Consider the following 14,499-nt stretch of genomic DNA (forward strand, 5'->3'; position numbering starts at 1 on the left):
CTTCCCATTTCCCGTTTGCTTATGACCGCCGCGACTTTTTGGCACCAGCTTTCGCACCTGGGCGTGGGGCCCCACCTCCCGCGCGAGCTGCGCAAGAAAGTGGTGCTGTGCAACCGCATCAGCGCCACGGTGTTTGTGGCCATCGGGGCCACGGGGTTTCAGTTTTTCCGGTTGCCGCCGCTGTTTGCCCTCTACGCCCTGGCAGCTTTCTGCTACGGCACTCCGCTGCTCTTCAACCTGTTGGGCCGGCACACGCTGGCGCGGGCCGTGCTGGTATGCACGCCGCCGGTGTTCATCGTGCTGGTGTCGGGGCTGTCGGCCGACGGCCCCTCGTTGAACCTCAAGTTTCAGCTGCTTTCGGTGCTGATTACGCCGGTGGTGCTGTTTCAAATCACGGAGGGGCGGTGGATGTGGCTGGGGCTGGCCTGGGTGGCGCTGACGTTTGTGCTGTTCGACCCGTTGTCGCGGGCCATTCCGCGGCTGGCCGAAATCCCCAACGACCAGGCCTTCGACAACCCCGCCACCCAAAACCTAAGTTTGGCGCTCAGCCTGCTGCTGTTTGTGGTGGCTTTTGTGTACTTGCAATGGATGAACCGCAGCACCGAGCGGCAGCTGGCCGCGGCCCTGGCCGGCGCCGAAGCCCAGACCCAGGTCATCCAAGCCCAGCACGCGCAGCTGCAGGACCAGTACGAGGCCATTGAGCGCCAGAACTCGGCCATCGAAACCATCAACCACGAACTGCGCCTGCAAGCCCTGAAGGCCCAGATTAACCCGCATTTCGTGTTCAATGCGCTGAATTCCATCCAGCACTTCATCATGCAGAAAGAGCCGCTGGAAGCCATTGGCTACCTGGCCAAGTTTGCCAAGCTCATCCGGCAGGTGCTGGAAAACTCGGTGAACGAGCGGGTGCCCATTGCCGACGAGCTGAAGGCCCTGGGCTACTACCTGGAGCTGGAAAAGCTGCGCTTCGGCGAGGCCTTCACCTACCGCATTGAGGTGGACGAGCAAGTGGACGTGCACAACACCGAGGTGCCGGCCATGCTGCTGCAGCCCTACGCCGAAAACGCCATTTTGCACGGCCTGCGCCACCGCGCCGCGCCCGGCGGCCAACTCACCATCTGGGTGCTGCACCAGTTCGACCATTTGCTGTGCGTGGTGGAAGACAACGGCATTGGGCGGGCCGCGGCGGCGGCACTGGCCGCCGGCCGGCCCCGCACCCACGTGTCGCGCGGCACCGGCGTCACCGACATGCGCCTGCGCCTGCTCAACCACGAAGTGGGCGTCGTGATGACGGACCGCCCCCCCACGAACGGCGTGCCCGGCGGCACCCGCGTAGAAATTACCATCCCCCTTGTAGCATGAAAGCGGTTATTATTGAAGACGAGCTGCACAGCCGGGAATTCCTGAAAAACGTGCTCCAGGAGCTGTGCCCCGAGGTGGAGCTGCTGGGCACGGCCGAATCGGTGCCGACCGGTGTGGCCCTGCTCAACCGCACCCGGCCCGATTTGGTGTTTTTGGACATTGAGATGCAGTCGGGCACCGGGTTCGATTTGTTGCAGCAGGTGGGCCGCGGCGATTTTGCGGTGGTGTTCACCACGGCCTACGACCACTACGCCCTGCAAGCCATCAAGTTCAGCGCCATCGATTACCTGCTCAAGCCGCTGGACCTCGACGAGCTGCAGGCCGCCGTGGGCAAGGTGCGCGACCGCCTGGCCCGCCCCGCCCCCGCCGGCCCCACGGCCCTCGACCAGCTGCTGGCCACCCTCAGCCAGCCCGCCCGCGTGCCCCAGACCATCACCCTGGCCACGTCCGACGGCCTGGAATTCGTGCCCCTGAGCAGCATCGTTCGCATCGAGGCCGCCGGCGCCTATTCCACTTTTTACCTGAAAGGGGAAAAGAAAATCGTGGTGAGCAAAAACCTGAAGGAATACGAAGGCATGCTGCCGGCCGGCCAGTTTTTTCGGGTGCACAACTCCCACATCATCAACCTGGCCGAAGTGCGGCGCATGGTGCGCACCGACGGCGGCTACGCCGTGATGAGCGACGGCGCCACGGTCCTGATTTCACCCAAAAAGAAAGACGAATTCCTGCAGCTGATGACGGGCCGCGAGGCCTAGAAGCAGGCGGGTAGACAGGGTGAAAAGCTGCCGAGCGAAGCGGCAGAAGTGCCTGGTATTGGGCAGTAGTCGAAACACTGGGGAGGGAATGTGAGCGGACGTCACCTTTACCCTGTTTTCCACCGTTCCGGTTGGCTCCTTGCCCAATGCCTTGCTGCTCGGCGACTTGGACGGCGATGGCGACCTGGACGCCGTCACGTTGGATACCGACAGCCAGACCGTGTCGGTGCGCTTCAACAACGGCGCGGGCCAGCTCAGCGGCAACGCCACTTACGCGGTGGGCAGTGGCGGCTTCGATGCGGCGCTGGGCGACCTCGACGGCGACGGCGACCTTGACGTGGTAGTAAGCCACGCTTCCGTGGACAACACGTCGACGGTGTTGCTCAACAATGGCACCGGTACTTTCGTGGCCGGCACTCCCATCAACACTCTGAATACCCAGACCCTGGCCCTGGGCGACCTCGACAACGACGGCGACCTGGATGCGCTGTTCGTAAACACCACTGGTAACTCCATCAGCGTGCGCCTGAACAACAACGCGGCCCCCCTGCCCGTCGAGTTGGTGGCCTTCACCGCCACGCGCCAGGGCGCGGCCGCCCGCCTGCAGTGGGCCACGGCTTCGGAAAAAAACAACGCTGGCTTCGGGGTAGAGGCTTCGGTGGACGGGCACTCGTTCCGGCAGCTCGGCTTCGTGCCCGGCCAGGGCAACAGCAGCGGCCCCCGCACCTACGAGTTTCTCGACGAGGCCCTGCTGCGCCACGGCGCCGCCACGGCCGTCTACTACCGCCTGCGCCAGCAGGACGCCGACGGTACGACCACCTATTCATCGGTGCGCTCGGTGGCCGTGGACGCCGCAACGGCCGCACCAGCCCTGTACCCCAACCCGGCCGCGGCCGGCACCGGGCTCACCCTCACCGGGGCGCGGCCCCGCCAGCCCCTGCCCCTGCTCGATGCCCTGGGCCGCGAGGTGCTGCGCGTGGTGCCCGACGAAGCCGGCCGCGCCGAGCTGCGCCTGCCCGCCGGCCTGGCTCCGGGCGTGTACCTGCTGCCCACGCCCGGCCGGGCCCTGCGGGTGGTGGTCACGGAGTAAGGCAGCAAGCCCGGCCACAACGGCCGCCGCATCAACCATAGAAAAGCCCCGCTGGCAATGCCGGCGGGGCTTTTTTGTGCGCGTAAGGTTTGTGGTTCGGACCGCAGGTTTGCGCTTCGGTCCGAAGGTTTGTGGTTCGGCGGGAAGGTTTGTCGTTCGGAAGCGGTTGGCGGACGTCTAGACGGAAGGTTTGTTGTCGGAAAACGGTTGGCGAGGCTTCGGAAGCGGTTGGCGGGCGTTCGGAAGCGGTTGGCGGGCATCCGGACACAAAGGTTCGTGGTTCGGAAACGGTTGGCGGGCGTCCGGAAGCTTGGGAACGTGCTTAGGAAGGAGCTGGCGGGGAGCGGGGTGGCACCACGAGTTGCCCGCTAGGCTTCGTGGTGCCACCCCTTCCCTATTCAACAACCAGGCGCTTGGTCACCACGCCTTCGGGCAGGGCCACGCGCAGCGTGTACACGCCGGGCGCCACGTTGCCCACGGCCAACGCCTGAGCGGCCGTCCCCCGCTTGGCGGGCAGCTCCTGGCGCAGCACCTGCTGGCCCAGCGAGTTAAATAAGACCACCCCGACGGCTTGCCCATTTGCCGGCACGGCCAGCCACAGCTGCTGATGGGCGGGATTCGGAAACACCGAAACCTGGGCGCCCAACGGCGGGCGGGTAGCCAGCGCCTGACCAAGCTGGAAGACAAGCGAGAAGCGTGGCCCGGCCAGCGAGGCATCGGCCGTAAAGGTGTAGGCAGCCTGGGGCGTCAGCGGCGTGGAGGTGCCGGTGAGGGCGTCGCGCAGCTGCACGGTGGCGCCGGCGGGCAGGTTCAGCAGCTCATCGGCGCGGAGCGTGTAGGTGCCGGTCTGGGCCACACGCACGGCCAGCGGTACCGTCAGCGGCACATTACCGAGCAGCGGCAGGCCGCTGATGGCCAGGGGGGCGGCCGCGTCGTCGAAGGCGAGCTGCACGCGGTGGCCGGCCGCGAGCTTGGGGGCATCGAAAGCGGCGTCGAAGCCCGTCGTGGCCCCGCTTTCGAAGTACACGGCGGCCTGGTCGGTGGTCCCCGCGCCGCTCAGGCTCAGCTGGAGCAGCAGGCGGGTTTCGGAGGTGCCGCGCTGCGGGGCGGCCGTGGCGTAGGTGCTGAGGCGGGCGGCGTTGGTCAGATTAAGGCGGGCGGTGGTCCCGGGGGTGCTGGCGCGCACAAAGAACCCCTGCCCCAGCCCGATGACATCGGTGCCGCCGTTGGTGCCCACGCGGTTGACGTAGCTGGCGTAGGTGCCGGCGTACTGCCCGCTCGACTTATAGACGTGCACGGCATTGTCGAGCCCCGAAGCCCCGGCAAACGCCTGCGTCCAGCCGATGGGCGCCGGGTACGGGTTGCCGAGCAAATGCCAGCCGGCTTCGGCCGGCGCGCCGCGGCCGAGGCTGCTGATGGCCACGGCTCCATTGCCCAACGTGCCCACGAAGTCGACGGTCTGGTCAGCGACCAGGTTCACGGTGTAGCCCCGGCCGGGCGTCATGGCTTCTGCCGTGGCATTGGGCGACACCCAGCCCTTGTCGAAATCGGCCGTGGCCCCATTGCCGGTGGTGGCCACCAAGGCTTGGTTGTAAGAAAAAATATTGGGGAAAGGCGTTGCCTGGCCGGGGTTGGGGCCGTTGTAGGCCGGGTTCACCACGGGCGTGAAGCCGGCCGTGCCCAGGTCGGCCAGCGTGGTGTTGGCCACCGGGGCGGCCAGGTGGCGGTAGCCCAGGCCCCGGTTCAGGGCGGGGTCGAGGTAGCACTGCACGGTGGCGGCGCCCAGCACGGCGGCCGCGCCGTTGTTTACCACCATGGCCGTGCCGCTGGCGTCGGCCGCCAGGGTCAGGTTGCCGTTAGATGTCAGGTTGCCGTTCAGCGTCAGCAGGCGCGTCACGGCCAGCGGGCGGCCGAGTTGCACGCCCGCGCTGCCCACCGTGAGGTTGGCGATGCGCAGCCCGTTGCTGCCGCCAAAGCTCTGCGCGGCGCTGCCAGTGGTGAGCAAAGTGCCCGCCCCGCCGAGGGTGCCGTTGTTGGTGAGTGCCCCGCTCAGGCTGAGGGAACCCCCGCTGGCCACCGTGAACGAAGCGCCAGTGGCCACGGTCAGGCTGCCAACGGCGGCGCTGGAACTCAGCACGGGCATGTTGGGCACGCCGGCCGGGATGGTCACGTTGTCAGTGGCGCCGGGCACCGCGTTGTTGTTCCAGTTCGCCGGGTTGGTGTAGGCGGGGCTCGCAGCCCCGGTCCATTGCCCGTTGGCCGGGCTCACCACCACAGTCAGGGTAAAAACCGACTGTGCGGGCGCGGGCAGGCCGTTGTCGGTGGCGGTGAAGGTGATGGTGCGGGTGCCCGCGTTGCAGGCCGCGCCCGTTACCGTCAGCGTCAGCGTGGGGTTGGTGCCGCCGTTGCCCGTCGTGGTCAGCGAAGCGTTGCAAAACGTCCCGCTGCTGAAGTTCGACGACACGGAAACCGTCTCGTCGGGTTCCGGGCCCGAAAACTGGAGGGGCAGCACCACGGTCTGCCCCTGGTTCACGGTGAGCACGCCGCCGGGCAGGCCGGCCACGGCGGGCGGCACGTTGCCGGCGTCGCGCACCCGGTAGCCCAGGCACTGCCCGTCCAGCCAGTCCACGCCGCCGGGGTTGCCCGCGAACGAGGCGTTGGGTGCCAAGCTGCCGCTAAGGTTAAATCTTCCGGTCTGGATGTAGTCGACGTTGTTGCCTTTGTTGACGCCCACAGACGCCGGAATCCCACCGAAGCCGCCCGTGCCGCTATCGGCGTCGCTGGTGGTCCACTGCATGTCGTCGTAGGCAAAGAGCACGTCGTTGCCGGAAAAGCCGGGCGCCGTGTTGGCCTTAATGACCAGTTGGAAAGTATTTTTCTTATCGGCTTTGCGATTGAAATAGCCCACCTTGTTCCATACCACCACCAGTCGGTCCGGAAATACCTTGTACCACACGGTGCCGCTGGCGGGGTTTTGGGTGTCCACGTCCGCCCAAAACGGCGCAATCATGGGCCTGGCCAAGGGAAAGCCCTGGGCGTTAAAGGAACCGTATGGCGCATCGAAGGTGATGTTGCCGTTGTTGTTGATGTACACGTCGCTGTACCGATTGCCAAACAGGGAGAAATTCCACCCCAGGCTAACCGGCCCGAAAGAAGCGTCGTCGTTGCGGCCCAGGCTGGTCCAGCCCCCGGCGGCCGTGGTGTCGAAAGGCTCGAAGCAAGCGGGGCGGGCCACAGCCGCGGCGGCGCCTTGTTGGGCGCCAACGGCAACCGCTGTCCGTCTGGCTGACGAGGCGCTTAGCTGGCGCTTCCGAGCCTCATAGTGGGGGTTGGTACTGGCGGAATTCCAAAAGCGCGGCGCTTGGCCGCGAGCACCCATAGCACCCAGCCACAGGCAGCAGAAAAATAGCAATTGTTTCATAGGAGGAGTAGGTTAAACAGCACTGCAAAATAAATATTCATCGTCTTACCCCTATGTCCTCCGGCCAAACGCTTCGAAGCCCGGGAATGCAGGCCCGAAAACTGGCCGGGTAACTACACGAAGAAGCCCCCGACGCCAAGGCACCGAGGGCTTCTTTGTGAGACGAAAATCTTTGTGAGACGAAAAGCAACGTTGCTCTACGCCTGTGCTACCGGCGCGGGGTAGTTGCGGGCGTCCATCATCTTGGCCAGCTTGCCGCTGATGAGGAACAGGATGGCCGCGGCCACCGCAGCCGAAATCACGAACACCATGAAGAAATCGTAGAGGTTGGTGATGTGGAAGCCGAGCAGCTCCGGTGCGGGGGCCGTCGATTTCGGGTCCGGGTACAGGCTGCTCATGTAGCCGGCCAGGTAGTTGGCGGCGGCATTGGCGAGGAACCACACGGCCATGAGCAGGGAGGCGAATTTCACCGGCGCCAGCTTGTTCACCAGCGAGAGGCCGATGGGCGACAAGCACAGCTCGCCCACGGAGTGCAGGAAGTAGAGCGCCACCAGGAAGAACATGCTCACCTTCACACCGGGCTGCAGGTTGTGCACGCCGAAGCACATCACCAGGTAGCCAGCGGCCAGGCAGGCCAGGCCAATGGCCATTTTGAGGGGAGACGGCGGCTCGGCGCCGCGGCGGCCGAGGGCCGTCCACACAGCAGCCATGATAGGCGCGCCCACCACCACGAAGATGGCGTTGAGGTTCTGGAAAATACTGGCCGGCAGCGTGAAGCCGAAGATGGTGCGGTTCATCTGCTCATCGGCGAAGAAGGTGAGCGAAGCCGGGGCCTGCTCGAAGGCCGCCCAGAAGAACACCACAAAGAACGACACGATGAAAATGACCATGATGCCCTTCACGTCGGCCCCGCTCAGCGATTTATCGCTGAAAATCATGAAGCCAATGCCCAGCACGGCCACGCCCAGCAGCGGCGCGATGGTGGGGAATTTGGCCGAATCGAGCCATAAAATGCCGAGGATGATAGCCAGCAGCACCGGCAGCAGGGCGTAAATGCCCATCACGCCGCCCGAATGCACGGGCGTTTCGCCCACTTGCGTGCCGTCTGGGGTGTGCAGGTATTTCTCCTTGCCCCAGTTAAAAATCACGGTACCCAGCAACATGGCAATGCCGCAGGCCAGAAACGCCCAGCGGAAATCGGCCGCGTTGCCGGTGTCGCCGATGAGGCTGGTGATGGTGTTGCCGATGAACGAGCCCAGGTTGATGCCCATATAGAAGATGGTGTAGGCGGCGTCCTTGCGCTTGTCGGCCGGCGCGTAGAGCGAGCCCACCATGCTCGAAATATTGGGCTTGAAGAAACCGTTGCCCACAATCATCACGCCCAGGCCCAGGTAGAGCAGCCAGTGGCTGAGGGCGTGGCTCTCGGCCGGGCCGTAGTTGGAGGCCGAGAAAAACAGCGTGAACTGCCCCAGCGCCATCAGCAAACCGCCCGTGAGAATGGAGCGCCGGTTGCCCCAGTACCGGTCCGAGATAAAGCCGCCGATGAGCGGCGTGAGGTACACCAAACTGGTGTAGCCGCCGTAGAACTTGGACGCGAAGGCCTTGTCCATCATCATGGCCTTGGTGAGGAACAGCACGAGCACGGCGCGCATGCCGTAGTAGCTGAACCGCTCCCACATTTCGGTGGCGAACAGCAGGTACAGCCCGCGTGGGTGACTCGTGGATTCCGCGGCGAGCGGCTGCTCGGTCTGAGCGGGGACAGTTTGCATAGAGGGAACTAGGGGGTGAGAAATGAGATGAAGCAGGAGAAAATCGTGGCCTTTGCGCAGCTAATGCAATGCGGGCACGGTAAATCTAGGAAAGTTTTGGGATTAATCGGGCTGAGCGAGTAGTAGCGCGGACTTTGTAGTCCGCGTCCCCGAATGGCTTTTACGGCGCGGGGACGCGGACTACAAAGTCCGCGCTACTTCCCTGCCGCGTCGTTCCGGTAGGCTTTGGCCCGGTAAGCGGCCGGCGCCAGCCCGGTTTGCTTGCGAAAAAACCGGGTGAAATACCCCGGGTCGACAAACTGTAATTCGTAGGCGATTTCGGCCACCGAGAGCGAGGTATAGAGCAAATAGTTGTGTGCCCGGCGGATGGTGTGGGCCTGCACGATTTGCTGGGCGGTTTTGCCCTTCACGGCCTGGCAAATGCGGTTCAGGTGCACCTGCGTAATCTTGAGCTCTTGCGCAAACTGCGAAATCTTCTTCTCGAAGGGCGCCGTTTTCTCAATGGCTTTCTGGAATTCGCGGAAGTAGTGCAGCGCGCGGTTGGGGCTCTCCTGCTGACGGCGGTTGTGTTGCAGCAGGCGGTAAATTTTCACGAAGAGCAGCTTGAAATAGCCGTTCAGGGCCAACTGCTTGCCAGACAGGTCGGAGTTGATTTCCTCGTGAATCTGCTGTTCCAGCGCCTGCAAGTCGGCAAAGCGAACTTCAGAATTGAAGTCGGACAGGATGTGCACGGTGTTCAATTCAACCAGCACGCCAGGCGTGGCTTGCAGAATGGTATCGAGCAGGGCCTCGGCCAGCGTGAGGGTGCGGCCTTTCACCTGCGGGCTGAAGGTGAAGCCGTGCACCGTATTGGCGGGGATGATGACCAGGCAGGGCGTGCGCAGCTCCACGGGCTCAGGCGCCTCAAAAGAGGCCCGGCCCGCTTCCAGGAAAAAAAGTTGGAACAGGTTCTCGTGCAGGTGCGGCTTCAGGCCCCAGTCGGTGGCGCGGGGCCGGGGCATGATGAGCTGGCTTTGCAGGTAATCGTGCGAAATCCGGGCCTTGTGGTCGCCGTAGATTCCGTTGTAGCGGGCAATATCCGTGGCCATCGTGCGACAAAAAACAGGGACAAAGAAAACCTTTTGCGAACCGGGCGTTTACTTATTTACACTCACAAGGCCCCGTTTTGCCGGTTGTGGTAGCCAAATGTAAAGCGCAACGGCGACATGGTTTAATTTGTCCCGTTAAAGAAATGAATTGTTTCAGTCCGCTTGGGCCCGGCAATTCTACCTTTGTACCCTCTCTCGCAAGAACCTCCCCCTAACCCCTTTATCGCCATGCCACAAGCTCCCACCCTTGCCGCCGCGGCCCACAATCGTTTGCAGCCCCTGGGCCTTACCCAAACGGGCACCGTCCACCTCAACCTCACGCCCGCTGAGCTCGTGGAGCACGCCCTGCGCAACGGCGAAGGCCACCTCACCGACACCGGCGCCCTGATGGCCGACACCGGCAAGTTCACCGGCCGCTCGCCCAAAGACCGGTTCGTGGTGAAGGACGAAAACACCGCCGACAGCGTGTGGTGGGGCGACATCAACATCCCCTTCGCCCCCGAAAAATTCGACCAGCTGCACCAGAAAATGGTGGCCTACCTGGCCGACAAGGACGTGTACGTGCGCGAAGCCTACGCCGGCGCCAACCCCGACTACCAGCTCAAGCTGCGCGTGGTGAACGAACAAGCCTGGCACAACCTGTTTTGCTACAACATGTTCCTGCGCCCCGAAGAAGGCGCGGACACCAGCTGGATGCCCGATTTCAGCATCATCTGCGCCCCCGGCTTCGAGGCCGACCCGGCCGTGGACGGCACCCGCCAGCCCAACTTCGCCATCATCAACTTCACCAAGAAGATGATTCTGATTGGCGGCACGGGCTACGCCGGCGAAATGAAAAAAGGCATCTTCGGCGTGCTGAACTACCTGCTGCCCCACGAGCACAACACCCTGAGCATGCACTGCTCGGCCAACGTGGGCAAGGACGGCGACACGGCCATCTTCTTCGGCCTGTCGGGCACGGGCAAAACGACACTCTCGGCCGACCCCAACCGCGGCCTCATCGGCGACGACGAGCACGGCTGGACGCCCGACGAAGGCATCTTCAACTTCGAAGGCGGCTGCTACGCCAAGGTCATCGACCTGAGCAAGGAGAAGGAGCCCGAGATTTACGACGCCATCCGCTTCGGTTCCATCGTGGAGAACACGCGCTTCATCCCCGGCACCCACACCGTGGATTATGCCAACAAGTCGGTGACCGAAAACACGCGCACCGCCTACCCCATCAACTTTATTCCGAACGCCATCGAGCCCGGCGTGGCCGACGCGCCGAAGAACATTTTCTTCCTCACGGCCGATGCCTTTGGCGTGATTCCGCCCATCAGCAAGCTCGACAAGTCGCACGCCATGTACCTGTTCATGTCGGGCTACACGGCCAAGGTAGCCGGCACCGAAATGGGCGTGACCGAGCCGCAGACCACGTTCTCGGCTTGCTTCGGCGCCGTGTTCCTGCCCCTGCACCCCACCAAGTACGCCGAGATGCTGGGCCAGAAAATGGACGAGAACCCCGACATCAACGTGTGGCTCATCAACACCGGCTGGACCGGCGGCAGCTACGGCACGGGCTCGCGCATGAAGCTGCCCTATACCCGCGCCATGATTACGGCCGCGCTGAACGGCCAGCTCGACGACGTGAAGTTCACCAAGCACCCCGTCTTCGGCATGATGGTGCCCGGCGCGGTGCCCGGCGTGCCCACCGAAATCCTGGACCCGCGCAACACCTGGGCCGACAAAGCCGCCTACGACAAAACCGCTTCGGACCTGGCCGATAAGTTCGTGGCCAACTTCAAGAAGTACGCCGAGTACGCCAACGAGGAAATCCTAGCCGGCGCGCCCAAAGTGGCAACCGCTGCGGTGGAAGCGTAAGCTGCTAAGTAGTTCACTCACCAAAAAGCCCCGTCGGTTGCAGCCGACGGGGCTTTTGCTGTTCGGTTGGCGCACCCTTATTGCAATGCACCTAAATTGCGGCGAAGACTTCTCTGGAAATTTTTGCCGCCGACTCCCAAGTAATTTCCTGGGGCGGCTTCTTGTAGTATTCGTACGCCAGCGCCATTTGCGCAGCAGCAGCTTCGGGGGCTACTCGCCCTGTAGCCGTACCTAACCCAGGGCAAAGCACGATTTGAATCCGGGCAGTCTGTGCGTTGAAGCTTTTTACTGCCTGCAACATTGCTTTCATGGCCAAATACACATTATCGGTGCCATTAATGGACATGGGCACCCGCATGGTGGGGGTATGGGCTAAATAAGGATGGGCAGCGTGACTGGTCCCAATGATAAAACTTGAACCAACTGGCTGCTCCCCGTTGTAATTGGCCATAATATGCGCCTGCACCCGACTCTGCAGCCCATTACCAAAGTATTTGGTGATGGCTAAATCAACGCCGCCGTCCATCAATCCGAAGGAATTTGCTGCGCTGACCATGCAATCATATTCTTTAACTGACTCAAATACATTGTTGACTATTTTCACTTCATCGTGCATTTGAAATGCAGATTGCCAAGCTTCGCATAGCGCTTGATTGGGGTCAACGAGAATCAGCTTATTCATAAAATACGTCGGTTACGAGCCAATATAGAATGAAAGCGCTGAGCAGTTGCTGGTTTGAGTACCAGCCGTTGCCCAGCGCTTTCATCTCGCTTCTTCGACCGCTATTGCCGCCGCTTACCCAACTGACTTTTGATGGTGGAGCGGTTCAGCCACGCGGCCAGGGCCACGCCGGCGCCGGCCAGCAGCGCCGTGCGCAGGGCGGGGCTGCCGGCCGTCACGGCTTCGGTGTAGAAGCTGGTTTCGCGGGTGTAGCCGGGGTAGTTGCCGCGCTCCCGCAAACTGCCGGCGGCGCGGTCGAGGCCGTTTTGGGCCAAGGGGCGCGGGGCTTCATCGGCGTGCTCCTGCTTGGCGAAGGCTTTTTCCATGTACTGGTCGAACAGGATGGGCGTCCAGCGTTTCATGCCGATGAAGGCACGGCCGCCCCCGCCCACCACGATGTCGCGCTCCGGCGTGACGGCGGCGTGCAGGATGGCACGGGCTACCGTTTCGGGCGCGTAGGCGGGCGGGCCGTGCTTGGCTTCGCGGTCCATGTAGTTTTTGGCGTGCATCGTGTAGGGCGTGTCGATGGACGAGGGCTGAATGAGCGTGACGGACACCGGTGCGCCGTCCATTTCCAGCTCCATGCGCAGGCCGTCGTTGAAGCCTTTCACGGCGTGCTTGCTGGCCGAGTAGATGGTTTGGAGGATGGCGGTGACGTCGGACAGGATGCTGCCCACGTTGATGATGGCACCGCCCTTATTCTTGAGGTGCTGCGCGGCTTCCAATGAGCCGTAAACGACGCCCCAAAAGTTGGTTTCGAACAGCTTGCGCATGTCTTCGATGGGCACTTGCTCCAGCTTGCCATAAATGGAAACACCGGCGTTATTCACCCAGGTGTTGTAGCCGCCAAAACGTTGCTCGGCGGCCTGGGCGATGCGTTGCACATCAGCCGCTTGGCTCACGTCGGCCACTTCGTAAATGGCCTGGCCGCCGTTTTGATTGATTTCTTCGCAGAGCTGACGCAGGGCGTCCTGGCTGCGGGCGGCCAGCACGAGCTTGGCGCCCTGCTCGGCGGCCTGGCGCGCCGTGACGAGACCGATGCCCGACGAAGCGCCGGTGATAACGATGACCTGGTCCTGGAGCGGCTTGAGTTTGACTTTCATGGATAAAAAGTAAGTGGAAAAGAAGTCGTGTGGAAACACCTGCTGTGCGCGGAGACGCTGGTTTACGAAGCGGTAGAAGTTGACAGCGTACCGGGGGCTACGGGCTCCGTTTCGGCGGCCGGCATTTCTTCGGCGCCGCCAAACACGCCCGACAGCAACCCCGCCGTCACGCTAATGGCCCCGATGGTGAGGAAAGTGTTGCGCGCCGCGCGGTTGCGGGCAAAGCCGGCCAGCCAAGGCAGTGCCATGGCGCCCAGGCCCGAAACGAAATCGAGCAGCAAATGGGTTTTGTAGGGCATGGCTTTGAACACACCCCACTCGGCGCGGGTGACCAGCGTCGAAACCAACACGCCCCCGCTGATGAGGCGAGCCAAGCGGGCCGGGGTGCGGTCGTGCGCGAAGCCAAACAAGGCAGGCGCTGCGGCCACGGTGGGCACGTAGAGGTAGTCGGCCAGGCCGTGCAGGGGGCGGGGAATTACGGGGTTGTTCATCGGATTGGGCGGTTGGAAAGTGGAGTTTTAGCCTACGCCGGGCCCCGACGCCGCGTTATGGCTCAGCTTACCCTGAAAGGCTGCAAACTCGCTTTTGGGCCCCGCTGCCGTTCTTTGCGCCCATGCATACTTTCTTCGCGCCCGACCTCGCCGGCCCCACCTACACCCTGCCCGAAGACGAAAGCAAGCACGCCGTGCGGGTGCTGCGCCTGAGCGCCGGCGACGCCGTGGAGCTGCTCGACGGCCGGGGCGGGCGCTACCAGGCCGCCGTGGCCGACGCCAACCCCAAGCGCTGCCAGTTGCGCATCACCCACCACGAAGCCGTGGCGCCCCGCCCCTACTTCACCCACGTGGCCGTGGCCCCCACCAAAAACATCGACCGCATGGAGTGGTTCGTGGAGAAAGCCGTGGAAGTGGGCGTGGAGCGCATCAGCTTCCTGCGCTGCGCCCGCTCCGAGCGCCGCGAGTTGAAGCTGGAGCGGCTGGAGAAAATTGCTATCAGCGCCATGAAGCAGTCGGGCCAGGCGTGGCTGCCGCAGCTGGATGAGTTGACGGATTTTGCTGCTTTTGTGGCTGGGGTGGCGCCGGAAACTACGTTCATCGCCCATTTGGAAGAAGGCGAGCGCACGGCCCTGGCGCAGGTGGCCGGCACTGGGTCGGCGTGCTGCGTGCTCATCGGGCCGGAGGGGGATTTTACGCCGCCGGAAATCGAACTGGCGCTGGCGAAAGGCATCCGGCCGGTGACGCTAGGTGCCTCGCGGCTGCGCACCGAAACGGCGGCGCTGGCGGCCGTATTTACCGCGCAGCTGGTGCGTTCGCAAGCGTAAGGCGTTAGC

The 14,499-nt window shown here is 63.4% G+C and carries 11 protein-coding genes; 5 read left to right on the forward strand and 6 right to left on the reverse strand.

Annotation, left to right across the window (positions count from 1 at the left end; genetic code table 11):
• Nucleotides 1-21: 21 nt before the first annotated feature.
• From I2H31_RS06195 to I2H31_RS06205, 3 genes are all read left to right on the forward strand, one after another.
• Entirely contained in the window at nucleotides 22-1,362 is a 1,341-nt protein-coding gene (locus I2H31_RS06195) for a sensor histidine kinase (protein ID WP_196292128.1), read from the forward strand.
• The gene (locus tag I2H31_RS06200) at nucleotides 1,359-2,117 is read left to right on the forward strand and encodes a LytR/AlgR family response regulator transcription factor (RefSeq protein WP_196292129.1); all 759 of its coding nucleotides are present in this window, start codon (nucleotides 1,359-1,361) and stop codon (nucleotides 2,115-2,117) included. The genes I2H31_RS06195 and I2H31_RS06200 overlap by 4 nt, the downstream gene beginning before the upstream one ends.
• A gap of 139 nt (nucleotides 2,118-2,256) precedes the next feature.
• The gene (locus I2H31_RS06205; RefSeq protein ID WP_196292130.1) at nucleotides 2,257-3,207 is read left to right on the forward strand and encodes an FG-GAP-like repeat-containing protein; all 951 of its coding nucleotides are present in this window, start codon (nucleotides 2,257-2,259) and stop codon (nucleotides 3,205-3,207) included.
• 394 nt (nucleotides 3,208-3,601) lie between these two features.
• Here I2H31_RS06205 and I2H31_RS06210 read toward each other — a convergent pair whose 3' ends face one another.
• From I2H31_RS06210 to I2H31_RS06220, 3 genes are all read right to left on the reverse strand, one after another.
• Nucleotides 3,602-6,442, reverse strand: a complete 2,841-nt coding sequence (locus tag I2H31_RS06210; RefSeq protein WP_196292131.1) for a nidogen-like domain-containing protein — start codon at nucleotides 6,440-6,442, stop codon at nucleotides 3,602-3,604.
• Nucleotides 6,443-6,825: 383 nt separating this feature from the next.
• The gene (locus I2H31_RS06215; protein WP_196292132.1) at nucleotides 6,826-8,397 is read right to left on the reverse strand and encodes a peptide MFS transporter; all 1,572 of its coding nucleotides are present in this window, start codon (nucleotides 8,395-8,397) and stop codon (nucleotides 6,826-6,828) included.
• A gap of 194 nt (nucleotides 8,398-8,591) precedes the next feature.
• Nucleotides 8,592-9,485 (reverse strand): AraC family transcriptional regulator, encoded by an 894-nt coding sequence (locus tag I2H31_RS06220; protein ID WP_196292133.1) that lies wholly within the window; start codon nucleotides 9,483-9,485, stop codon nucleotides 8,592-8,594.
• A gap of 228 nt (nucleotides 9,486-9,713) precedes the next feature.
• On the opposite strand from I2H31_RS06220, the gene pckA reads away from it, so the two are divergent.
• Nucleotides 9,714-11,348, forward strand: a complete 1,635-nt coding sequence (gene pckA / locus I2H31_RS06225; RefSeq protein WP_196292134.1) for a phosphoenolpyruvate carboxykinase (ATP) — start codon at nucleotides 9,714-9,716, stop codon at nucleotides 11,346-11,348.
• A 91-nt stretch (nucleotides 11,349-11,439) separates the two neighbouring features.
• Here the strand turns inward: pckA and I2H31_RS06230 are convergent, their stop codons facing one another.
• The 3 genes from I2H31_RS06230 to I2H31_RS06240 form a co-directional block, all read right to left on the reverse strand.
• Complete coding sequence (locus I2H31_RS06230; RefSeq protein WP_196292135.1) at nucleotides 11,440-12,030, reverse strand: macro domain-containing protein; 591 nt, start codon at nucleotides 12,028-12,030, stop codon at nucleotides 11,440-11,442.
• Between the two features lie 101 nt (nucleotides 12,031-12,131).
• Nucleotides 12,132-13,172: an SDR family oxidoreductase gene (locus I2H31_RS06235; protein WP_196292136.1), complete on the reverse strand. Its 1,041-nt coding sequence runs from the start codon at nucleotides 13,170-13,172 to the stop codon at nucleotides 12,132-12,134.
• Nucleotides 13,173-13,234: 62 nt separating this feature from the next.
• A complete protein-coding gene (locus tag I2H31_RS06240) occupies nucleotides 13,235-13,663 on the reverse strand; it encodes an SPW repeat domain-containing protein (RefSeq protein ID WP_196292137.1) in 429 nt (142 codons plus the stop codon).
• 122 nt (nucleotides 13,664-13,785) lie between these two features.
• On the opposite strand from I2H31_RS06240, the gene I2H31_RS06245 reads away from it, so the two are divergent.
• Nucleotides 13,786-14,490 (forward strand): 16S rRNA (uracil(1498)-N(3))-methyltransferase, encoded by a 705-nt coding sequence (locus I2H31_RS06245; protein ID WP_196292138.1) that lies wholly within the window; start codon nucleotides 13,786-13,788, stop codon nucleotides 14,488-14,490.
• Nucleotides 14,491-14,499 lie beyond the last annotated feature (9 nt).

The sequence above is a fragment of the Hymenobacter ruricola genome (genome assembly GCF_015694525.1).
In the GTDB taxonomy this organism is placed as follows: Bacteria; Bacteroidota; Bacteroidia; order Cytophagales; family Hymenobacteraceae; genus Hymenobacter; species Hymenobacter ruricola.